The sequence below is a fragment of the Algihabitans sp. genome, from assembly GCF_965226985.1.
In the GTDB taxonomy this organism is placed as follows: domain Bacteria; phylum Pseudomonadota; class Alphaproteobacteria; order Kiloniellales; family DSM-21159; genus Algihabitans.
Genome location: NZ_OZ245712.1, coordinates 2441687 through 2462423, shown reverse-complemented (window position 1 = coordinate 2462423; position 20737 = coordinate 2441687). Strand labels below are relative to the sequence as shown.

Sequence of the window (20737 nt, the reverse complement as noted above, 5' to 3'; positions counted from 1 at the left end):
GGCGCGGAAACAGGTATAACCCCGCGCTTTCCTTCCCGGGAACGCGGGCCGGCCTTGGCGTAGACGGTTGGACCCCGCCCAAAACTTCGATTTCTCGGAATCGGAGCTGCGGGACTACCGGGACACAACGAACCCGAACCAAACGGAGCCCCTGAAATGGGCAAGCGCCTGCAGTCCAAGTACAAGATCAATCGCCGCCTCGGCGAGAACCTCTGGGGCCGACCCAAGTCGCCCATCAATCGCCGCGAGTACGGCCCCGGCCAGCACGGCCAGCGCCGCAAGAAGCCGACCGACTTCGGCATTCAGCTTGCCGCCAAGCAGAAGCTTAAGGGCTACTACGGCAACATCGGCGAGAAGCAGTTCCGCCGCTACTTCGACGTCGCCACCAACCGCAAGGGCGACACCGGCGAGAACCTGATCGAGCTGCTGGAGCGCCGTCTCGACGCTGTCGTCTACCGCGCCAAGTTCGTGCCGACCGTCTTTTCGGCCCGCCAGTTCGTCAACCACGGCCACGTGACGGTCAACGGCAAGCGCGTGACGATCCCCAGCTATCTGCTGCGCGACGGCGACGTGGTCGAGGTGCGCCAGAAGTCCCGCGAGATCCCGATGGTGCTGGAGGCTACGGCCTCCGTCGAGCGCGACGTGCCGGACTACATCGACGTCGACAACGCCAAGATGACCGTGAAGTTCGTGCGCGGTCCCAAGTTGGCCGACGTGCCCTATCCGGTGCAGATGGAACCGAAGCTGGTCATCGAGTACTACTCGCGCTGATTCCAGCCTTCCAGCTCAAGATCGCTCGACGCGGGGCCGCAGAGTCGGTCCCGCGTTTTGCGTTTCCTGCTTCGGCCCGCGAACAGCAGCCTGTTGCGAGACCGGCGGACCCTCGGCTATAGGGAACATCCACCCGTATTCTCGGTGTGGAATTCTTCAGGGGGTGTTTCCTTGCGTCGTTCCTTGGGTTTCCTGACCGGTCTGGCCGCCGTCGTCGGCCTGGTCGCCAATCTCTCTGCGTCGCAGCCGGCTCAGGCCGAGCCGGCCGTCTGGATCATCGCCGGCGTCGCGGCAGCCTCGGTCGGGGCTGGCGTCATCTACGACACGCCGCAGGCGGACAAGGATCGCCAGTACCTGCGCGCCGGTGTCGGCGCCTTCGATCTGGTCGACGACGAGGATCAGGCCGTCGAAGGCCGGCTGGAGTACACGCCGGCCTGGAGCGTCTATCGCTTTCGTCCCGTGATCGGCGCTGCGGCGACCAGCGACGGCGGTGCCATCTTTCACGCCTCCATCGGCCACGACTTCGTCCTGCCCTACGAACACCTCTACGTCTGGTTTGAGACGGGACCGGCGCTCTATTTCGAGGGCGACGGCAAGGACCTGGGCAGCAACGCCGTCCTGCGATCCGGCTTCGAGGTCGGCTTCCGCACGGAGGGCGGCTGGCGGCTCGGCGCCAGCTTCCACCACATGAGTCACGGCGGTCTCTTCGGGGACGAAAATCCGGGCACGGAGATGATCGCCCTCAACTTCTCGGTGCCATTCTGAGGCTTACGCGACTCCCTTCGCTGCCGGCGCCGCTAGCAGAACAGTCGCGTCTCGAAATCGAGCGCCGTTCCTCGTCTGCTTCGCGACAGGCCTGTTACATCGATAAGAATTTCAGTTGTGCCGTCATAAACTTGAATAAAAAGGGCGAGGAAGAATTCTCCTATACGCTTAAAGCGCACAGATTTTGTTTCAATATCTCTGGCAGAACAAAGAAAACCGAAATATTTCAAGGGCGCCACCAGACTTTCAAAGGGGCGGACGGCCCCGAAATGTTGACGCTCCTGCCCGCGGATCTGGAGAGAAGATCCATTCTGACAGACAGCGGTATGGGGTTCGTTAGATTCGAGATCTACGATTCCTACTTTCGTCGGCTTGCCGGATCGATCTTCGGTCCCAACGGCTCTCTGAGCATTCGACCGATCGACAATGGGAGAGACCCCAGACTCCGCCGGCTTGCGCTCGAGATGAAACAGCGCTTGGCTGCCGAGGCCGACCCTTTGTGCTTCGAGCTTCTTGCGGCACAGTTCACCCACACCGTGCTGACGATGAACGGCCTCCGCGCAAAGTCGCAGAGTGTGTGGGGGCTGGATGTTCGCGCGCTTATGCGCGTCCGGGACTACGTAGATGCACACCTGCGGGAAGTCATCAGGCTGGAGCCGTTGGCTAAGGTCGCCGGTCTCGGTCCTGCACCCTTTATTCGGGCATTTCGGGCCAGTACCGGCAGAACGCCCTATCAATTCGTGACGCAGGCGCGGATCGCCAGAGCGAAAGAATTTATTGAGATAGGCGACCGGTCGCTGTCCGAAGTCGCCATGGCCGTCGGCTACACGACACCCAGTCAATTCAGTTCCGCCTTCCGTGCGCAGACCGGGATGACGCCCTCCGCCTATCGCAGGGCTTTGGACGCCGGCTGATCGGTCAAGATTCCGACAGCGGATCGTTGGTCCTCACATTAAGTCCGCCCCGTACCCGGAACGCGGAGGCGCGCCTGATCGCCGGGGGTTTCTCAAGGTAGGGATCGCGGTCCCGCTCCGAGTGAAGGCGTCTTCGACTCAAGCGGCGGAATGGAGGCGAAAAGGAAACTGAGATGGCTTCAATGGAAGGCAAGGTTGCGTTGATCACCGGGGGCAGTTCGGGGATCGGACAAGCGAGCGCCGTCGCGCTGGCCCGGGAGGGGGTGAAAACAGTCATCAGCGGTCGCAGCGCTGCCGGGCTTCGAGAGACCGCTGCGCTTATAGAGACCGCCGGCGGCGAGGTGCACAGCCTTGAAGCGGATCTCATGGACCCTGCGAGCATTGAGCGGCTTGTCTCGGAGGCAGCCACCGCCTTCGGTCGTCTCGACTACGTGGTGAACAACGCCGGCACGCAAGGCGAGGTCAATGTCGTCGCCGATCAGCGCCTGGAGAGCTATGAGCAGGTGTTCGCAACCAACGTTCGCGCGCCCTTCCTCATCATGAAGTATGCCATCCCGCACCTGCTGGAACAGGGGGGCGGTGCCATCGTCAATCTTGCCTCCGGTGGCGGTCTTGTGGGCGTGCCGGGCGCCTCTCTCTACTGCGCGTCCAAGCACGCCGTCATGGGGCTGACGAAAGTCGCCGCGATCGACTATGCCAAACAGGGCATTCGCGTGAACGCAGTCAATCCCGGCGGCGTCGACACGCCCATGCTGCGCAGATTCTTCGACTCCATCCCCGATGAGGCGCAGCGCAAGGCGGCGCGCGCGGGCTTCGAGGCAACCCATCCCAACGGCCGGATCGCGACCGCCGAGGAGATTGCCGACGCTGTGGTCTTCCTCTGCTCCGACAAGGCCTCGAACATCGTCGGTATCGCCCTTCCCGTCGACGGCGGTTACGTCGCCGCCTGACGCGCCCTCGGCTCAGTTGAGGAGAATGGAGTCATGACGAGTTCGGAGTTGATCGTCACAGACCTTCTCGAAGCTCTGCCGGGCAGAGAGGAGGAGGTTCGTCAGAAGCTGCTCGCCGTCACCGAAGGGGAGCGACGGGTCGGGCCGAACTTCGGTCTGACACGCTTCGACCTGCACCGGAACACGGCCAAACCGTCGCAGTTTCTGCTCTATGAGGTCTGGAGCTCCAAAGACGGTTTCGAGGAATATCATCGGGCGCATCGCCCGCCGGAACTCTCGTCCTTTCTTGAAGAGGCGGGACGTCTTCTGACCGAAGCGCCAGAGGACGTCAGCCAGCAATGGGCGATGATCAGCACGCCGGCGGAGAACCAGGCCTCCATCGCGGCGACGGCGTTTCTGGACGCCCTCGCGATTTCCGACGCCGATGCCATTGCGGGGATGTGGACCGACGACGCCTGTCTCGAATTTCCGTTTGCGCCCGGGGGATTTCCTCAAAGTGTGGAGGGCCAACCTGCTATTGAGACGTACTTTCGCGATGCTTTGGAGGTGGTCACGCCGATTGCCTATCCGAACCGGGTCGTCACCCCACTTGCGGACCCGAATGCCTGCGTCATCGAGTTCGACAGCCAACTGACGGTCGGGGACGACCCGACCGTTCAGGAAAACAGCTACATCACGATTATCCGTATCCGTGACGGAAAGATCGCCCTCTTCAAGGAACACTATGACTCCGTGAAACGGGTGGCGGGCTTTCCCTCCGCCGACGAGGTCTCAGGCGACACTGCATCCGCTCATACGGTGAGTGTGAGTCTCCGCGCGCGCGAAGACGCGGCCGACGATCTCGCCGCACTCATGGCGGAGGTCCGCGTTCGTGCGGCGAAGGATGACGGATGTCGGTTCTATCGCGTCTTTCGCGACCAAGCCGATCCCGCACAGTTCGTGATTTTCGAGGCCTGGGACACGAAGGACGCCTTTGCCGCCCATATGGCTGCGGACTGGGTGGCTGAGGTCAACGGGAAGATCGCTCAAATCGCCGAAGGTAAGACTACGGCTCTGTCGCTCGTCGAAATATAGCGGACGAAACCTGAAGGGCATCGCAGGCGGACAGGCGTACTCACGCCTGCCGTTGGTGTCACCGGTGCCATCGGAAGTCGCGCTCGCGCGCTTGCTCATCTTCCGCGGATCTGTCCGAACGCCAGGGGAATTCCAGTCGCAATCGGCGCTTGCCGATGAGCTTTGCACGGGTCGCGCTCGATCACGCCATGAACTCTCAACCTCGCCAGCCAAAGGAGACAGATATGTCTGAAGGCTTCGAAGGAAGAACTGCGCTGATTACAGGCGCCACAACTGGGATGGGGCGCGCTGTCGCGCTAGCGCTCGGTGAACGTGGCGCCAACGTCGTTATTGCCGCACGTCGTGAGAAGGAAGGCGCCAAAGCCGTGACGGAAGTCGAAGCCGCCGGCGGTCAGGGTTTGTTCGTACGCACCGACGTCACTATCGAGGCAGAAGCCAAAGCCATGGTCGATCGAACCGTTGAGCGCTTCGGCCGCCTCGATTTCGTTTTTAATAACGCCGGCTCCGGCGTGAATACGCCGATTGCGAAGATGACAACGGCTGAATGGGACCAGGACATCGCCGTCAATCTGACGGGTACCTTCTACGGCCTTAAGGCACAGATGCCGGTGATGGAGACTACCGGCGGTTCGATCGTGAACATGAGTTCGCAAACCGCGAGCTACGCGTCCCCAGGCTACGGCGCCTATGCCGCTGCGAAAGCCGGTGTCGAAGCCCTGACACGCGTGGCTGCGATCGAGGGTGCCGAGAAGAACATTCGCGTTAACTCCGTCGCGCCCGGCGTGATCAATACCGACATCCTGAAAACCGTACCGCCAGAACTTCTTGAGGTTCTGAAATCCCGAATCCCCATGAAACGGCCAGGTGAGATCGATGAAGTGGCGAATCTCGTCCTGTTTCTCATGTCGCCGGCCTCGAGCTTCGTCACGGGGCAGAACATCCTCGTCGAAGGCGGCTTTACCAAGGGACTGAGTTTCTAGCTTGGCCATCTGCGGCTGGCGATTTCAGGATGGATTGGGGAGAAATCGATGACGACGGCGGAACTTGCGGTGCGCTTTCTGAGAGCCCTTGAAACGCGTGATGTGGACCAGGTCATGCCGCTTTGGGATGAAAACGGCGCGATGGAGTTTCCGTATGTGCCTGAAGGCTCTCCGAGCCGCTTTGAGGGCGCTGATGCGATCCGCGCCACCCTTGCCAGCGCTTTCATTCAGCGGACCCGAGTGTCCTTCTCTGAAGTCGCCGCCTATCAGGCGGAAGACTCCAATCTCGCGTTTATCGAGTTTAAGGGGGACATGAGGCTGCAGAGCGGCGCGCACTACAACAACACTTACATTGCCAAGGCGGAGGCACGGGGCGGCAAGCTGTTTCACTTCAAGGAGTTTTTCAATCCGCTCGTCGATCTTGCCGCTGGAAACCCGCGTGCCGCCGAAAACGAGTGACTGAAAGCAAGACCGGGCTCGTTAACGTCACCTTTGCGCTGTTGGTACCCGTGAAGGAGGCCTGCGCTCCAGTGAACACAGTCCGCTCCGGCTCCACCATGACGCACGACTGCAAGGATCGGCTGTAGGTTTCAGACACCCATCGTTCAGGAGGCCAATAGCTCGATCCACCTGTTGGCAATGGTGGCCGCTGGGATGGGCGCAGTGTCCTAGGTGCCGTCCAGGACGCGCTGGTGATCGGGCGGCCTCGATACCGTGAACCTTCATCCTACCGTGGTCGAGCCGGGTCTGTAGCTGAAGGATCACAGAGCCTATGGGTTCAAGGTTGTCCTACTGAGCGATCAGGGCCTTGCAGATCGTGGTCGGCTGCAGTTCGCTGATCTCGCTGGAGAACGCTTCGCCCTCATTGCGCGCTGTATTGGCCCCGAAGTCTTGGACCGGATCGTCGGCAGTTGCATGGCTGCCGTCGTACCAGGGGGAACGCCGGACATGCCGGCCTTCGACTGGCTGCGCTGCCGATCCTTCGCCGAACCGTTGCGGGTCAGATGATTATCGCGCAGTTGATCGGCGGACTTGCAAAAGACCGCTGTCGCCAATCCAATTTATGAGAATGATTATCATTCGTATTGACACCATGGAAACCTCGGCGTTACAGAGGTCGCCGCGAATTGATCGATCGATCGATCACCGATGTCCGGGGGGTGCCAATGCGTGGTCACGCGGTTGTTCTGTCTGCCTTTCTTTTGTGTTCGCCGGTTTTGGCCCAGGAGGTAGCTAGAGAAGGTGCAGCAGGAGAAGCGGAGCCGTCCGACGGGACGCTGAGACTGGCCCCCATCATCGTTGGTGGCGAACTGTTGCAGACACCGCTTGATGAGGTGACCTCCAGCGTCAGCGTCTTCACGGCCGACGACCTGGAAGAACGAGGGATCGATACCTTCGACCGGGCCACGCGCGGTGTTCCCAACCTCGGGCCGCCGACAACCCTGGGGCCGCCGGCAATCCGCGGGCTGTCGTCAAGCGGCCCGGGCGGAGACGGCGGCGGCGGGCTGGCGACCAATATCAATACCGGATCCCTGCCGCGTGCTCCTTTCGTCATCGACGGCGTGGCCCGCATTCCGAGCTTCGGGGACACCAGCTTTCGCGACCTTTGGGACGTCGAAAGCTTGGAGATCTTTCGCGGCCCTCAGACCACGCTGAGGGGTCGGAACGCCATCGCCGGTGCCTTCGTGATCGAAACGAAAGACCCGACCTTCGAGCCGGAGGCCGCCGTGCGTTTCGCGACGGAGCTCGACGCCTTTCACGGACCCGCCTTCCGCAGTTCGGCCGCGATATCCGGACCTGTGGTCGAGGACGCGGTCGCGGTTCGCATCGCCGTCGATCGGGAGGACGGCAAGATACCGATCGATCTTGTTGGACCCAGGACCAGCCTGAATCCTGACGCCAAGCTCACCGAGGATGACCAACTCGACAGCGAGGTCACGCGTTTGCGGGCCAAGGCCCTGATCTTGCCGCCGGCTTTGGAGAAGCTGACGGCCAATCTGCTGTTCGATGGACAGATCGGCACGGTTCCGGGCAACCGTTTCACCATTGGCGACCGGCCGATCAGCGGAGAGCCGGTGCGCAATCGCGCCTACCCTTTCGGCCGCAGCGGCGGGCAGCGCGTCTACGACACTCATGCCTGGACCACAGCGCTCGATACCGACTTCGAACTCCAGAACGGTTTGGTCTTCCGCTCGATCACCAGCTTCACTCAGGACCGTCTGGACACCAACGACCGGCAAAGCGACTCGCTCTTCTTCGACATCGACGAACGTCAGTTCAACCAGGATCTGCTGCTGAAACTCGGCGGTGAGGACACTTGGTTGGGTGGCGTCGCCGGACTCTCGTTCAATCGACGTTGGCAGGATGTCGAGGTCGAAAATGTGGCGCTCCCCCTCGCCGACCAGACCTTCACGGTATCGGATGAGGACTCCTGGTCGCAGGCCGCCTTCGCGGATCTCCGGATCGGGATTGTGGACGACCTGGATCTTCTGCTCGGCGCGCGGCTCAACCGCTACCACGCTGAGCGGGAGCAGGAGTCCTTCACCGGGTCGCCCGGCGGGCCGCTCCCGCCGCCGGGCACCCTGTCCAACGATCTGACCGAGGTTCGGTTTTTGCCGAAAATCGGCCTGAGTTGGGATTTCGCCCCCTCCCAGACCGTCGCGGTCACGGCCCGCCAAGGCTACAATCCAGGCGGCGCGTCGGTGGTGCTTTCGACCGGTGCTCCTTATGAGTTCGACTCGGAAAGCGTCTGGACGTTCGAGGGGACCTATCGCGGCGCCTTTCTCGACGACCGCCTGAGCCTCGGGGTCACGACTTTCTTCAACCGCTTCGAAGACCCCCAGCTCTATCTGCAGCAGGGTGGCGGTGGTCTCGCCTCGCTCCGCATCGTGAATGCCGAACGCGGTCAGTCCTATGGCGCGGAGATCGAGGCGCTTTTCCATGCTTCGGACAGCTTAAGCTTCAATGCCGGCCTGGGCCTGCTGCAAACCGAGATCACCCGCGCGCCGGCATCCAACCCGGAGTTCGAGGGGAACGACTTCGGTGCCGATCCTGATGCCACCGTGAGCTTCGGTATGAATTGGGAACCGGTCGAGAATCTTCGTCTCAATGCCCAGGCCTCCTACGTCGCCGAGTACTTCTCCGACGTCACCAACGAGTCCCGTGAAAAGGCTGGGGACTACCTCTTACTGGATGTGGGCTCCAGCTACACGATCGGCGCGGTGACGGGCCGGCTGTTCGTCAGGAACCTAACCGACGAAGTCGCGGTCACGCGCAAACTGTCGGAGAGCGGCGGCGGCTCGGGCATCTTCCATGATCTTCTGCCTCCGCGAACCTTCGGCTTCGAGTTGTCGGCGCGCTTCTGACAGATCGACGAATCCATGGCCCCACCGCCCACACCGACTCTGTCGCGCCCTGGCTTGTCCCTGCCGGAGACTTTCAAACGACTGTTTGGCCTCTTGAGGGGCCGCCGCCGGGGCATGGCCATTGCGATTCTCCTCGCGGTCGCGGCCGCCGTTCTATCGCTCAGCCCCCATGTGGCCGTTGGCGTCGCCCTCATGTCCTTCGTAGAAAACAGTGGCGATTTCGATCTCGCCGTGTTCGCCGTTGCCGTCGGGACCCTTGGTGTTCTGCTGCGTCATACCGCGTACGGCGGCGCCATGCTGTTGTCGCATCGCCTGGCGTTCGATGTGCTGCGCGAACTTCGCATGACGCTTGCCGGAAAGCTGGCGCGCCTGCCGCTGTCGACCTTGCAAGGCCAATCGAAAGGCAGGCTCAGGGCCGTCATGCTGGACGACGTCGATCAGTTGGAGGACGGTATCGCTCATCTGATTCCCGAGCTGTCCGGGGCCATCGTAACGCCGATGATCGCGATCTGCGCCATGGCTATGGTCGACTGGCGCCTCGCCGCCGTTGCCTTGGGTCCGACGTTGCTCGGGCTTTGGATGATGGGTCGCCTGATGGCACAGGGCGCTTCGGTGACCCGCGACTATCAGCGGGCCTCGGCCGGAATCGCGGAGATGGCGGCCGAAATTGCCGACGGCCAGTCGACCTTTCGCGCCTTCAACCAGTCGGATCAGGCCGTGGCCAAAGCCAAGGCTGCCTTTGACGCCTTTGCGGAAACCGCGACAGTCTGGCTTCGAAAGGCGGTGGCGCCGGGCAGCGCGTCTCAGATTCTCGTCACCGGTAACCTGCTGCTCGTGGCGCCGTTCGGCACCTGGTTGGCTGCGACCGATAGGATTGAGGCCGGAGCGCTGGTTCTGCTGCTGGCGATCACCGCTGGTCTCGGCGATCTCTTTGCCGGTATTGCCGGCTTGGCGCATCGTTTCGGTCGCCAAGGCACCGTGCTTCTGCGGATCGAGGAGCTTCTGGCGTTGGAAGAGACGCCGGCGGTACGGCATCCCGGGTTCAAAACGACAGCTTTACCTGCGGACGCATCGGTGCAGTGCGACCGGGTGGGCCTGCGGTTGGGCGGTCGCCAGGTTCTCGACCAGGTCGGCTTCGCACTGCCGGCTGGCGGGTTCCTGGCGCTTGTCGGCTCCAGCGGCGCTGGCAAGTCGACCTTGGCCGGGATGGTGACGCGGACGCTCGATCCGGACGAGGGCTGCGTGCGGATCGGTGGCGTGGATCTGCGCGATATGGATGAGGCGACGCTGCACAGCCAGGTCGCCACTGTTTTTCAGGAGGTTTTCCTGTTCAGTGGCACCATTGCGGAGAACATCGCGCTTGGCCGACCGGACGCGACGCAGTCACAGGTTGTCGCTGCCGCTAAGGCAGCACAGGCACATGACTTCATCGAAGGGAGGCCTCGCGAATACGAGACCATCTTGGGAGAGGGCGGCTACGGCCTGTCGGGGGGCGAGCGGCAGCGCCTGTCCATCGCACGCGCCCTCTTGAAAGACGCGCCGATCCTGATTCTCGACGAGGCGACGGCTTTCGCCGATCCGGAAAACGAAGCCGCTATCCAACAGGCGCTCACGCGCCTGACGGCTGGGCGTACCCTGATCGTGATCGCCCACCGCTTGCAGACGGTGGTTCATGCCGACGAGATCTTACTTCTCGACGGCGGCCGAATTGTGGAACGCGGCCGTCATGACGCGCTGATCGCAGCCAAGGGTCGTTACGCGGCCCTGTGGCGTGACCATCTTAGCGCGGCTGCCTTCCGCTACGGCGACCCTGCACCGGAGCCGCCCGTTGCGAAGACAGCTTCACGGACAGCGGCGGAGGCAATCCGTCCATGAGCTTACTGTCTCTTATCTGGCGCAGTCTCGCCAGTGACCGGCCGCTTTTCCTGACCGGCATCGCTTTGACCCTGGTCGAAGGACTCCTGGCGGCCGTTCCGGCTCTCGCTGTCGCACATATCGTGGCCGAACTGACCGGGGCTGGGCTTGACGTTCTGGACGCGGTCGGGATCGCTGCGGTTCTCGCCGTCGCCGTTGCGCTACGCCTGCTGCTGAGCATCTGGATACGTGGTACGGCCTTTCCCATCGGCATCCGCGCAGGCACACGGCTGCGGCTCGATCTGATGAAGCAACTGCTCCGCTTGCCGGCGCAGGTTCGCGAGCGCTGGAGTCCGGCGCGCGTCGGTCTGCTGCTCTCGGACGATGCCCATTGGGTTGGCGAGGCCGGACGCATGACCCTGTTCATTCTTATCGCGGGCGTTGGTGCGGGCGGCCTCCTCCTGGCCTATGCGGTTCTACGGGCACCAGCTGTCGGTGTCGTCGTCATCGCCGGCCTGGCGCTCGGTCTTCTGGCTTTCGCCTTGGGCGATAGCCACGTCCGTGCCGTCGCATCCCGAAGATCACGGGCCGTGACCAAGGCGGCGGCGAAGGTCGGCGAGTACGCGGAGGGCATGGCCGTGTTTCGCACCTTCGGCCGGGCGGGTGCCGCGCAGGCGCACGTCGCTACGGCGATCTATCAGCTCCGCCATGAGGGCCGGCGGTCTCTGGTGCCCTTTGCCGTCAGTCTCCAGATCGGCCGTATCGTTATCGACGTCAGTATCATGATCGCGCTGGCTGTTGCGCTCCTTATGCTCGACTCCGGAGGCGCGCCGGATCCCGCTCCGATGGCCGGTATCGCCGCCGCTATGATGACGGCGTTCGTGGCGACGGAGCTGTTCGTCGGTGCGCTTGCCGGTCAATTGGTGCGTTTCCGGCTAGCCTCGAAAGCCGGTGATGAGATCCAGCGGTTTCTCAGGGAACCTGTCGAGGAGGAGACGACGCGGACTCGAAGTAGCGATCGCTTCGACGTCAACTTCGAACGCGTTGGCTTTTCCTATCCCGGTTCTGCGGTCGCCGCTCTCAGCGATGTCTCCTTCGCTGCTCCGCAAGGCAGCGTGACCGCACTGGTCGGCTCCAGTGGTGCTGGTAAGAGCACTCTGCTTTCCTTGCTGGCTGGACACGATAGGCCGACCAGTGGCCGCATCCGGTTCGGGGGTGTCGATGTCGCCGAGATCGCGCCAGCCTTTCGGCGTGCCGTGATCTCCGAGGTTGGGCAGGATGTCTTTCTTTCGAGCGGTAGCTTGCGGGACAACCTGCTGCTGGGTGACCCGGCTGCTGACGGACCTGCCCTCGAACGGGTCATAAAACAGGCGCAGCTTGAGGACCTAGTCGCCGCGCTTCCTCGGGGATTGGATACGGAGCTTGGCGACCGCGGTCGGACTCTTTCGGGCGGCGAACGCCAACGCATCGCCATCGCCCGTGCGCTTCTCAAGAATGCGCCGATCCTGCTGCTTGACGAAGCGGCTTCCGCTATCGACCCGGCAACCGAAAGACGCTTGCAGCTCGGCGTGACCGCGCTCGAAGAAGGACGGACCGTCTTCGTGGTAGCGCATCGCTTGAGAAGCGTCGCCGCCGCTGACCTGATCTTGGTGGTCGACCAAGGCCGAATTGTCGAGTCGGGCCGCCACGGCGAGCTGCTGAACCGAAACGGTCGCTATGCGGCGCTCTGGCGCGAGCAGGAGCGCATCGAAAGCTGGTCGCTTCGTGCAGCCGAGCCAATTCCGTCCGGCGAGGCAGCGGTCGATCCCGACCATGCATGACGGAACCGAAACTGCTCCTTCCCGGTCGCCGGACGCCTCCGATGAAGATATGTCTCGGACAGAGCTGCGCCCAACTCTGGTTCTGCTCACATCGATCTTCCTGCTGCCGGTCCTGGTGGCGCAGTTCGTTGCCCAGGGGCTGCCTGCCTTCATGAGACTGGCCGGCCATCCGGCGGAAACCATCGGGCTCGTCATCCTCGCCGGATTACCCTTTACCCTCAGCTTTCTTTGGGCACCTATGGTCGACCGCTACGGCTGGTCGAGGTTTGGATACCGGCGCGGCTGGCTGCTCGGGACCCAGTCAGCGATCCTTGTCGGACTTCTGAGTTTTCTGTTGCTGGATCCGGCTGTCGATCCGCTGTTGCTAATCCTGGTCGCTGCGGTGCTGATGGGTCTGATCGGGACCTACATGGCAGCGGCGGGCGGTTGGATGCTGGACCGCCTGCCGAAGCGGCATCACGCTTCCGGTGCCGCGGCCCATGCGGCGGCCCGCGGCGCTGGTGGGGTCGTCCTGGGCCTCGGAATTCTCTATTTCCTTGGCGATCTTGGCTGGGTGGCCTGTGTTCTGGCTCTTGCGTGCACATCGCTGCTCGGCTGGTTGCTGATTGCCGCCCGGCCGATGGATCGCGGCGTGGCGCGCCCGCCGCGTGACGCCAGACCGTCCCTCTTTGCCAACCTCGCTATCTTCAAGCGGCGCGAAGTCCTGCTCGTGTTTCTCTTCGTCCAGCTTATGGATCTCGGGATCATCCTGACCTTTGCCTTGCGGCCGATCCTGCAGGTGGACGCCGGCTTCAGCCTCTCCGAGATAGGCTTGTTGGGCGTGGTCGGCGGAAACGCGGTCGGCATGATCGGTGCGGTCGCGGCGACGCCCGTAATCAAGCGTCTCGGCGCGGTGGGCACGCTCGCGATCGTGGCCCTCGCAGCCTTGCTGATGAACGGCGTCGTGGCGTTCGGTCTGGCGAGCGGCGGCGCCAGCACCGCGGTCGACCCCGGACTTACGATCTTCTATGTCCTGACCTACGGCTTTCTCGGCTTCGCCGGTTTCACGGCGGGTCGCACGCTCTTCTTAGGTCTCTGTGCGGAAGGTCGGCATGCGACCGACTTTATGACCCTGTTGAGCGTCGATGCGGCGGCGGCTTTGATGATGGCTGGTTTCGGTTCGGCCATCGCGGGCAGCCTCGGCCTTGCCGCGACCTTCGCCGTCGCTGCTGTGGCTGCGGCCCTTGCCTGTCTTTCCGCTGCGCTCCTAAGGTCGCGCCGTCCCGACTGGCCATGAATCCCGACTGGCCATGAATCCCGACTGGCCATGAATCCCGACTGGCCATGAATCCCGACTGGCCGTGAATTCGGTCGCCTCAGGTGCCGAGCGCTCGTCTTGGCCGCCCGGCTTCCTCCCTCCCGGCAATGCTGATATCAACGAGGAATGACGGACGTGGTGCCGAAGACGAACCGAATCGACCCCCTGGGTGAGCCGGCGACGGGAACGCGTGCGGCGATCTTCGAAGCGGCTTACGACGAGTTCGCCGAGAAGGGCCGCTCTGGCGCCAGCATGCGCGCCATTGCCCGCCGTGCCGGCTGCACGCAAAGCCTCGTCCACCATCACTTCGGATCCAAGGACGATCTCTGGGAAGCCGCGTCCCGAGACATCGCCAAGCTTTGGTTCGATCTCAGCTCCGACTTCCTTGACGATCCAGAGCCGGATGCTGCCGCCGTCCGGGAGATCCTGCAGACGCTCTGGAGTTTCTGGCAAGCCAACCCGAGGGCGCTGCGCATGGGCACATGGCTACTGCTTGAAGGGGCCTTGGACGAGCAAAGGGAGACGCACGAGCGGGGCCATGCTAGGATTCTTTCGGCCTTTCACCGGGCGCAACGAACCGGCGCCGTCCGGTCCGACATCCCCGTCGACGTCATGGTGCTCGCCGTCTACAGCGCCGTTACGCAGGCTTGCCTTGCGACCATGAAGGGCAGCTCGTTCCAGATCGGTTTCGAGAGTAGCACCGACGAGATCATAGACGGTCTTTTTCGTCTTCTGCGGCCCCAGGAGCAGCAGGTGGAGCAGCAGAGCACCTGAGGCAGGACCGCGTCAGCGCTCTGCCTGTCGCACCGGCTGCCGCCGGCCGATCACCACCAGTCCGACCACCAGGACGGAGAAGGCGAGGGTGGTGGCGGTGATGGGTTCGGCCAGCAGCAGTGCGGCAATGACGAGGGTCAGGAAGGGCTGCAACAGTTGGACCTGCCCGACGCGGGCCACGCCGCCGAGGGCCAGGCCGCGATACCAGACGAAGAAGCCGGCGAGCTGGCTGATCAGTGCGACGTAGAGGAAGCCGGCCCAGGCGCCCACACCGGCGCCGCTCGGCGGTGCCGCGATCCAGCTGACGGCGGCGGCCGGCAGCATCACCGGCAGGGATAGCACCAGCGCCCAGCAAATCACGGTCCAGCCCGGCAGGTGCCGCGACAGGCGGGCGCCGTAGGCATAACCCAGGCCGGCTGCGACGACGGCCGCCAGCAAGGCCAGATCCCCGGCCGCCAGACCCGCCGCCGCGTTTGGTGTATCCAGTAACGCGAAGGTCACCACGGCGGCGCTGCCGAGCAGCGCGGTGACCCAGAAGCCGGCCGAGGGGCGCTCCCCAGCGACCAGCGCGCCGCAGAGGGCCGTGGCCAGCGGCAGCACGCCGATCACCACCCCGCCGTGGGCGGCCGGTACGCTCTGCATCGCCCAGGTGGTCAGCAGCGGAAAGCCGAAGACCACGCCCAGGGCGGTGATCGCCAGGGCGGGCAGATCCCGGCGGCGCGGCAGGGGCGCGCGCAGGACCAACAGCAGCAGTCCCGCCGCCAATCCGGCCAGGGCGCCGCGCCCGAAGCCCACGGTCCAGACCGGCATCTCGGCGACGGCCAGCCGGGTCGCCGGCAGAGTCACCGCGAAGGCCAGCACGCCCAGGAAGCCCAGCACCAGTCCCAGGCGTTCGGCAGCGGCTTGCGCCGTCCGTTGCCCGTCGGTGGAATCGAAAAGGCCGGTCATGCGCCCTTCATGGCGCAGACCGGCCTTTGCCGATAGTCACGTCTTGTCCCGGTGACGCTGGACGATGCCGTCAGCCGGGCTCAACCCGAGGGGCCGATTAGCTGACCGGCTGGGCGTCGACGCCGTGGCTGTGCAGCAGCTCCTGCAGCTCGCCGGTCTGGAACATCTCGCGCACGATGTCGCAGCCGCCGACGAAGTCGCCCTTGACGTAGAGCTGGGGAATGGTCGGCCAGCTCGAGAACTGCTTGATGCCGTCGCGCAGGCCCGGGTCTTCCAGGACGTTGATGCCCTTGAACTTCACGCCCAGGTGGCTGAGCGCCTGAACGACGGCGGCCGAGAAGCCGCACTGCGGAAAGACCGGCGTGCCCTTCATGAAGAGCACCACGTCGTTCTCGCTGATGTCCTGCTTGATCCGCTCGAAAACGGGGTTGTCGGTCATGGTCTGCTGATTCCTCGGTGTTGGGGTGGTGGCCTCCCCGACCATGCCTCTGGCGGTCGGGGCGCCTCGCTTCCTGTGTTCAGTCGCTGGGCGGTGTGGTCTGCAGCGCCAGGGCGTGGAGTTCGTTGCCCATGCGGCCCTGCAGGGCCTGATAGACCAGTTGATGTTGCTGGACCCGCGTCTTGCCGCGGAAGGCTTCGGAGACGACGTAGGCGGCATAGTGGTCGCCGTCGCCGGCCAGGTCCTCGATGGTCACCTTGGCGTCGGGCATCGCCGCTTTGATCAGCTGCTCGATCTCGCCCACGTTCATCGGCATCGCGTGACTCTACCCTCTCTCCTAAACGAACGCTTTGCAGCGGTCTTCGGGCTCACGGTTCACCCGTTTCTCCGCCCCGGCAAAAGCACGGCTACTGCGCCGCTTCGGCTCGCTCGCCGTTCATCAAATCGGGCAGCCAGCCTTCGTGGGCCGCTTGCAAACGTGACAGCGAGATATGGCCGAAGCCCTCGATCGTCAATTCGCTGCCGCCGGTCCGTCCGACCGCCTGAGCCGGGACGCCGGCCATCTCCGCAGCCTCCAGGATCGGCATGGCGGCCTCGGCGGTCACAATGTAGCGCGCCTGATCTTCTCCAAACAACCAGCCGGCCAGTGAGGATACTCCGGCGGGGATCCTCAGGTTGCAGCCGACGGGGCCTCGGGGGCCGCGGCCGGCGAGGGCCATCTCCGCCAGGGCCACCAGAATTCCGCCGTCCGAGACGTCGTGGCAGGCGGTCAGCCGGCCGCCGTGGATCAGGCCGCGGACGAAGTCTCCGTTGTGCTTCTCTGTCTCCAGATCGACTGGTGGCGGCGCGCCCTCGGCGCGGCCGAACAGCTCGCGCAGATAGATCGACTGGCCCAGGTGCCCGTGGGTCCAGCCAATCACCAGGATCTCCTCGCCCTCTGCCGCGAAGCCGACGCCGGGGATCTGGGTCACGTCCGGCACCAGGCCGATGCCGCCGATTACCGGGGTCGGCAGGATCGCCTGACCGTCGGTCTCGTTGTAGAGCGACACGTTGCCGGAGACGACGGGCGTGTCGAGTGCCCGGCAGGCCTCGCCCATACCCTCCACGCAGCCGACGATCTGGCCCATGATTCCCGGCTTCTCGGGGTTGCCGAAGTTGAGGTTGTTGGTGACCGCCAGCGGGATGGCGCCGACGGCGGTCAGGTTACGCCAGGCCTCCGCCACGGCCTGGGCGCCGCCGGCCACGGGGTCGGCCAGGCAGTAGCGCGGCGTGCAGTCGGTGGTCGCCGCAAGGCCCTTCGGGCCCTCGGCGATGCGCACCACGCCCGCGTCGCCGCCCGGGCGTTCGACCGTATCGCCCATCACCAGGTGATCGTACTGCTCCCAGATCCAGCGCCGGCTCGCCAGGTCCGACGTGCCCAGCAGCCGCTCCAGATTGTTCAGCGGGTCGCCCTCCTCGGGGAACTCGCCCTCGTCCAGCAGGGCCGGCGCCTCGGTTGGCGTCCAGGGGCGGTCGTATTCCGGGGAGGCTTCGGCGAGCGGGTCGATCGGCAGCTCGGCGACCGTCTCGCCGTGCCAGCGCAGGACCATGCGGCCGGTCTCGGTCAGCTTGCCGATCACCGCGAAGTCCAGCTCCCACTTCTCGAAGATCGCGCGGGCCTCGTCCTCGCGGCCCGGCTTGAGCACCATCAGCATGCGCTCCTGACTCTCGGAGAGCATGATCTCGTAGGGCGTCATGCCGGTCTCGCGCAGCGGGACCCGGTCCAGCTCCAGCTCCACGCCCATGCCGCCCTTGGAGGCCATTTCGAAGGAGGAGGAGGTCAGGCCGGCGGCGCCCATGTCCTGGATGCCGACGATGGCGTCGGTCGCCATCAACTCCAGGCACGCCTCGATCAGCAGTTTCTCGGTGAAGGGGTCGCCGACCTGCACGGTCGGGCGCTTCTCCTCGCTGTCGGCGCCGAACTCGGCCGAGGCCATGGTCGCGCCGTGGATGCCGTCGCGGCCGGTCTTGGAGCCGACGTAGACCACCGGATTCCCGGCCCCGACCGCTTTGGCGTAGAAGATCCGGTCGGCCTTGGCGAGACCGACGGTCATGGCGTTGACCAGGATGTTGCCGTTGTAGGCCGGGTCGAAGTTCACCTCGCCAGCGACCGTCGGCACGCCGACGCAGTTGCCGTAGCCGCCGATCCCGGCCACCACCCCGGCGACCAGATGGCGGGTCTTGGGGTGATCCGGCGCGCCGAAGCGCAGCGCGTTGAGGTTCATCACCGGCCGCGCGCCCATGGTGAAGACGTCGCGCAGGATGCCGCCGACGCCGGTCGCCGCGCCCTGGTAGGGTTCGATGAAGCTGGGGTGGTTGTGGCTCTCGATCTTGAAGACGGCGGCCAGGCCGTCGCCCAGGTCGACCACGCCGGCGTTCTCGCCTGGCCCCTGGATCACCTGGGGGCCTTCGGTCGGCAGGGTCTTCAGCCAGCGCTTGGAGGACTTGTAGGAGCAGTGCTCCGACCACATGACCGAGAAGATGCCGAGTTCCACGAGGTTCGGCGTCCGGCCCATGATTTCCAGGACCTTGTCGTACTCCTCGGCGCTCAGGCCGTGCTCGGCGACGACGTCGGGGGTGATCTCGCTCACGACAGGGCCTCCACGATGCCGTCGAACAGCTTGCGCCCGTCGGTGCCGCCGTGCAGCGGGTCGGTTGCGTCCTCCGGGTGCGGCATTAAGCCGAGCACCGTCTTGGTCTCGTTGAAGACGCCCGCAATGTCGTCCAGCGCGCCGTTGGGGTTGGCGGGGCCGGCGGCGCTGCCCTCGGCGTAGCGGAAGGCGATCTGGCCGTTGTCGGTCATCCGCTTGTGGTCCTCGCTGTCGACGAAGTAGTTGCCGTCCATGTGCGCGACAGGTGTGTCGAAGGTCTCGCCGGCCTCGAAGCGCCCGGTGAAGAGCGTCTGCGTGTTCTCGACCCGCAGCGTGACGGTGCGGCAGAGAAACTTCAGGTCGGCGTTGCGCAGCAGGGCACCCGGCAGCAGGCCGGCTTCGGTCAGGACCTGGAAGCCGTTGCAGACGCCCAGCACCGGCACGCCGCGCTCGGCGCGCGCCATCACTTCGCGCATCACCGGACTGCGGGCCGCCATAGCGCCGGCGCGCAGGTAGTCGCCGTGGGCGAAGCCGCCGGGCAGCACGATCAGATCGACCTCCGGCAGCTCGGTATCCTTATGCCAGACGAGGCTCGGCGCCTGGCCCGACGCGCCCTCCAACGCCCGCGTCATGTCCTTTTCGCGATTGGTTCCCGGGAAGACGACGACTGCCGATTTCATCCTGACCGCCCCTCAGGCCTCCAACTCGATCGCGTAGTTCTCGATCACCGTGTTGGCCAGCAGCTTGCGGCACATCTCCTCGACCTGGGCACGCGCCGCCTGCGGGTCCGATTCGGCCAGATCGAGTTCGATAAACTTGCCCTGGCGCGCTTCCTCGACGCCGGAAAATCCGAGCGTGTCGAGCGCATGCTCGATGGCCTTGCCCTGGGGGTCGAGCACCCCGGGCTTCAAGGTAACGTGGACACGCGCCTTCATGGGAGACTCCGCTGCTGCGATTTCGCGCGGAGACTAGCGATGAGACCGCAGCCCCGCAACGCCCGGCCGGTCGATACCCGCCCGTCGATAGGTGCAGGCCGCCGGTGACTGGCGACCTGCCGCCCTGTTCACCGCTGCCGGCGGGCGCCGCGCAGCGTCAGTCGGATGAAGAGGGCGATCACGCCCGCAATGATCAAACCGCCCAGCGCGAAGGCCCACCAGGCCGCGCTCATGTCCGCCGCCGGCCCGGGTCGGGCCGTCTCCAGCCTGTCGAGGCGCTGCCACATCCAAACGGCGCCGCCGGCCGTTACGGCCAGAAGGACGCCGACGGCAGCCAGCAGAAGCGCGAGGCCCCCCCTCGTCATGCCCCCATTGGTCTCGGGTGGGCGCTGCGAAGGCGGCTGCGTCATGAGCGGTCGCGTCCTACTGGACGACCTTGGGGCCCTGCAGGTCGACCGGACCCGCCTCCGGCAGCACGCCGAGTCGGCGCGCCACCTCCTGATAGGCCTCGGCGACGTTGCCCAGATCGCGGCGGAAGCGGTCCTTGTCCAGCTTCTCGTCGGTCTTCACGTCCCACAGGCGGCAGGAGTCGGGGCTGATCTCGTCGGCCAGCACGATGTGCATCTGCTCCTCGTCGTCCCAAAGTCTGCCGAACTCCAGCTTGAAGTCCACCAGCTTGAGCCCGACGCCGATCAGTAGACCCGAGAGGAAATCGTTGATGCGCAGCGCCAGGTGCAGCATGTCGTCCAGATCCTGGGTCGCGGCCCAGCCGAAGGCGGTGATGTGCTCCTCGGTGACCAGCGGATCGCCCAGCTCGTCGTTCTTAAGGTAGTACTCGACGATCGAGCGGGGCAGGGGCGTGCCCTCCTCCGTCTTGAAGCGCTCGGCGAAGCTGCCGGCGGCCACGTTGCGGACCACCACCTCCAGCGGAATGATCTCGACCTGACGGACGAGCTGCTCGCGCATGTTCAGGCGGCGCACGAAGTGGGTCGGCACCCCTATCTCAGCTAGGCGCAGCATGAAGAACTCGCTGATGCGGTTGTTCAGCACGCCCTTGCCGGTGATCACACCCGTCTTCTGCGCGTTGAAGGCGGTGGCGTCGTCCTTGAAATACTGGACCAGGGTGCCGGGCTCTGGCCCCTCGAAGAGAACCTTGGCCTTGCCCTCGTAAATCCGTCTGCGTCGCATCCTGTTAGGTCCGAAACTGGGGAAACCCGGAGC

The 20737-nt window shown here is 64.6% G+C and carries 20 protein-coding genes; 12 read left to right on the top strand and 8 right to left on the bottom strand.

Annotated elements, in window-relative coordinates; translation table 11 throughout:
- The first annotated feature begins 156 nt into the window (after positions 1 to 156).
- The 12 genes from rpsD (at position 157) to ACO054_RS11280 (ending at position 14564) form a co-directional block, all read left to right on the top strand.
- Positions 157 to 771: a 30S ribosomal protein S4 gene (gene rpsD, locus ACO054_RS11335; RefSeq protein WP_421706685.1), complete on the top strand. Its 615-nt coding sequence runs from the start codon at positions 157 to 159 to the stop codon at positions 769 to 771.
- A 171-nt stretch (positions 772 to 942) separates the two neighbouring features.
- Positions 943 to 1536 (top strand): acyloxyacyl hydrolase, encoded by a 594-nt coding sequence (locus ACO054_RS11330; RefSeq protein ID WP_421706684.1) that lies wholly within the window; start codon positions 943 to 945, stop codon positions 1534 to 1536.
- 131 nt (positions 1537 to 1667) lie between these two features.
- Positions 1668 to 2450: a helix-turn-helix domain-containing protein gene (locus tag ACO054_RS11325; RefSeq protein WP_421706683.1), complete on the top strand. Its 783-nt coding sequence runs from the start codon at positions 1668 to 1670 to the stop codon at positions 2448 to 2450.
- A 173-nt stretch (positions 2451 to 2623) separates the two neighbouring features.
- Positions 2624 to 3400, top strand: coding sequence for an SDR family NAD(P)-dependent oxidoreductase (locus tag ACO054_RS11320; protein ID WP_421706682.1), 777 nt, complete (start codon positions 2624 to 2626; stop codon positions 3398 to 3400).
- A 33-nt stretch (positions 3401 to 3433) separates the two neighbouring features.
- Complete coding sequence (locus ACO054_RS11315) at positions 3434 to 4474, top strand: antibiotic biosynthesis monooxygenase (RefSeq protein ID WP_421706681.1); 1041 nt, start codon at positions 3434 to 3436, stop codon at positions 4472 to 4474.
- A 224-nt stretch (positions 4475 to 4698) separates the two neighbouring features.
- Positions 4699 to 5454 carry an SDR family NAD(P)-dependent oxidoreductase gene (locus ACO054_RS11310; protein WP_421706680.1) on the top strand — a complete coding sequence of 252 codons (756 nt, stop codon included), beginning with the start codon at positions 4699 to 4701 and terminating at the stop codon, positions 5452 to 5454.
- A 48-nt stretch (positions 5455 to 5502) separates the two neighbouring features.
- Positions 5503 to 5913 carry a nuclear transport factor 2 family protein gene (locus ACO054_RS11305; RefSeq protein WP_421706679.1) on the top strand — a complete coding sequence of 137 codons (411 nt, stop codon included), beginning with the start codon at positions 5503 to 5505 and terminating at the stop codon, positions 5911 to 5913.
- Between the two features lie 854 nt (positions 5914 to 6767).
- Positions 6768 to 8819, top strand: a complete 2052-nt coding sequence (locus tag ACO054_RS11300) for a TonB-dependent receptor (protein ID WP_421706678.1) — start codon at positions 6768 to 6770, stop codon at positions 8817 to 8819.
- A gap of 114 nt (positions 8820 to 8933) precedes the next feature.
- The gene (locus tag ACO054_RS11295) at positions 8934 to 10694 is read left to right on the top strand and encodes an ABC transporter ATP-binding protein (RefSeq protein ID WP_421706677.1); all 1761 of its coding nucleotides are present in this window, start codon (positions 8934 to 8936) and stop codon (positions 10692 to 10694) included.
- Positions 10691 to 12493 carry an ABC transporter ATP-binding protein gene (locus ACO054_RS11290; protein WP_421706676.1) on the top strand — a complete coding sequence of 601 codons (1803 nt, stop codon included), beginning with the start codon at positions 10691 to 10693 and terminating at the stop codon, positions 12491 to 12493. The genes ACO054_RS11295 and ACO054_RS11290 overlap by 4 nt, the downstream gene beginning before the upstream one ends.
- A 49-nt stretch (positions 12494 to 12542) precedes the next feature.
- On the top strand, positions 12543 to 13769 hold the full coding sequence (locus tag ACO054_RS11285; protein ID WP_421706675.1) for an MFS transporter: 1227 nt from the start codon (positions 12543 to 12545) through the stop codon (positions 13767 to 13769).
- 147 nt (positions 13770 to 13916) lie between these two features.
- On the top strand, positions 13917 to 14564 hold the full coding sequence (locus tag ACO054_RS11280; RefSeq protein ID WP_421706674.1) for a TetR/AcrR family transcriptional regulator: 648 nt from the start codon (positions 13917 to 13919) through the stop codon (positions 14562 to 14564).
- Between the two features lie 12 nt (positions 14565 to 14576).
- On the opposite strand, the gene ACO054_RS11275 is transcribed toward ACO054_RS11280, so the two are convergent.
- From ACO054_RS11275 to purC, 8 genes are all read right to left on the bottom strand, one after another.
- Complete coding sequence (locus tag ACO054_RS11275; RefSeq protein WP_421706673.1) at positions 14577 to 15512, bottom strand: DMT family transporter; 936 nt, start codon at positions 15510 to 15512, stop codon at positions 14577 to 14579.
- A gap of 97 nt (positions 15513 to 15609) precedes the next feature.
- On the bottom strand, positions 15610 to 15951 hold the full coding sequence (gene grxD, locus ACO054_RS11270) for a Grx4 family monothiol glutaredoxin (protein WP_421706672.1): 342 nt from the start codon (positions 15949 to 15951) through the stop codon (positions 15610 to 15612).
- Positions 15952 to 16030: 79 nt separating this feature from the next.
- Positions 16031 to 16267, bottom strand: a complete 237-nt coding sequence (locus ACO054_RS11265; protein ID WP_421706671.1) for a BolA family protein — start codon at positions 16265 to 16267, stop codon at positions 16031 to 16033.
- A 91-nt stretch (positions 16268 to 16358) separates the two neighbouring features.
- Entirely contained in the window at positions 16359 to 18581 is a 2223-nt protein-coding gene (purL, locus tag ACO054_RS11260; protein ID WP_421706670.1) for a phosphoribosylformylglycinamidine synthase subunit PurL, read from the bottom strand.
- Entirely contained in the window at positions 18578 to 19261 is a 684-nt protein-coding gene (purQ, locus tag ACO054_RS11255; RefSeq protein ID WP_421706669.1) for a phosphoribosylformylglycinamidine synthase subunit PurQ, read from the bottom strand. Before purQ ends, purL begins: the two co-directional genes overlap by 4 nt.
- Positions 19262 to 19273: 12 nt before the next feature.
- A complete protein-coding gene (gene purS, locus ACO054_RS11250; RefSeq protein ID WP_421706668.1) occupies positions 19274 to 19516 on the bottom strand; it encodes a phosphoribosylformylglycinamidine synthase subunit PurS in 243 nt (80 codons plus the stop codon).
- A 128-nt stretch (positions 19517 to 19644) separates the two neighbouring features.
- Positions 19645 to 19881 (bottom strand): hypothetical protein, encoded by a 237-nt coding sequence (locus tag ACO054_RS11245; protein ID WP_421706667.1) that lies wholly within the window; start codon positions 19879 to 19881, stop codon positions 19645 to 19647.
- A gap of 58 nt (positions 19882 to 19939) precedes the next feature.
- Positions 19940 to 20704, bottom strand: coding sequence for a phosphoribosylaminoimidazolesuccinocarboxamide synthase (gene purC, locus ACO054_RS11240; RefSeq protein WP_421706666.1), 765 nt, complete (start codon positions 20702 to 20704; stop codon positions 19940 to 19942).
- Positions 20705 to 20737: the final 33 nt, after the last annotated feature.

Excerpts from the sequence above, each read along its gene's own strand:
- ACO054_RS11285 (WP_421706675.1), top strand. The coding sequence starts at position 12,543 with ATGTCTCGGACAGAGCTGCGCCCAACTCTGGTTCTGCTCACATCGATC.
- ACO054_RS11280 (WP_421706674.1), top strand. The coding sequence starts at position 13,917 with ATGACGGACGTGGTGCCGAAGACGAACCGAATCGACCCCCTGGGTGAG.
- ACO054_RS11265 (WP_421706671.1), bottom strand. The coding sequence starts at position 16,267 with ATGCCGATGAACGTGGGCGAGATCGAGCAGCTGATCAAAGCGGCGATG.
- ACO054_RS11315 (WP_421706681.1), top strand. The coding sequence starts at position 3,434 with ATGACGAGTTCGGAGTTGATCGTCACAGACCTTCTCGAAGCTCTGCCG.
- grxD (WP_421706672.1), bottom strand. The coding sequence starts at position 15,951 with ATGACCGACAACCCCGTTTTCGAGCGGATCAAGCAGGACATCAGCGAG.
- ACO054_RS11290 (WP_421706676.1), top strand. The coding sequence starts at position 10,691 with ATGAGCTTACTGTCTCTTATCTGGCGCAGTCTCGCCAGTGACCGGCCG.
- ACO054_RS11320 (WP_421706682.1), top strand. The coding sequence starts at position 2,624 with ATGGCTTCAATGGAAGGCAAGGTTGCGTTGATCACCGGGGGCAGTTCG.
- purQ (WP_421706669.1), bottom strand. The coding sequence starts at position 19,261 with ATGAAATCGGCAGTCGTCGTCTTCCCGGGAACCAATCGCGAAAAGGAC.
- ACO054_RS11305 (WP_421706679.1), top strand. The coding sequence starts at position 5,503 with ATGACGACGGCGGAACTTGCGGTGCGCTTTCTGAGAGCCCTTGAAACG.
- purC (WP_421706666.1), bottom strand. The coding sequence starts at position 20,704 with ATGCGACGCAGACGGATTTACGAGGGCAAGGCCAAGGTTCTCTTCGAG.
- ACO054_RS11295 (WP_421706677.1), top strand. The coding sequence starts at position 8,934 with ATGGCCATTGCGATTCTCCTCGCGGTCGCGGCCGCCGTTCTATCGCTC.
- ACO054_RS11310 (WP_421706680.1), top strand. The coding sequence starts at position 4,699 with ATGTCTGAAGGCTTCGAAGGAAGAACTGCGCTGATTACAGGCGCCACA.
- rpsD (WP_421706685.1), top strand. The coding sequence starts at position 157 with ATGGGCAAGCGCCTGCAGTCCAAGTACAAGATCAATCGCCGCCTCGGC.
- ACO054_RS11245 (WP_421706667.1), bottom strand. The coding sequence starts at position 19,881 with ATGACGAGGGGGGGCCTCGCGCTTCTGCTGGCTGCCGTCGGCGTCCTT.
- purS (WP_421706668.1), bottom strand. The coding sequence starts at position 19,516 with ATGAAGGCGCGTGTCCACGTTACCTTGAAGCCCGGGGTGCTCGACCCC.
- ACO054_RS11275 (WP_421706673.1), bottom strand. The coding sequence starts at position 15,512 with ATGACCGGCCTTTTCGATTCCACCGACGGGCAACGGACGGCGCAAGCC.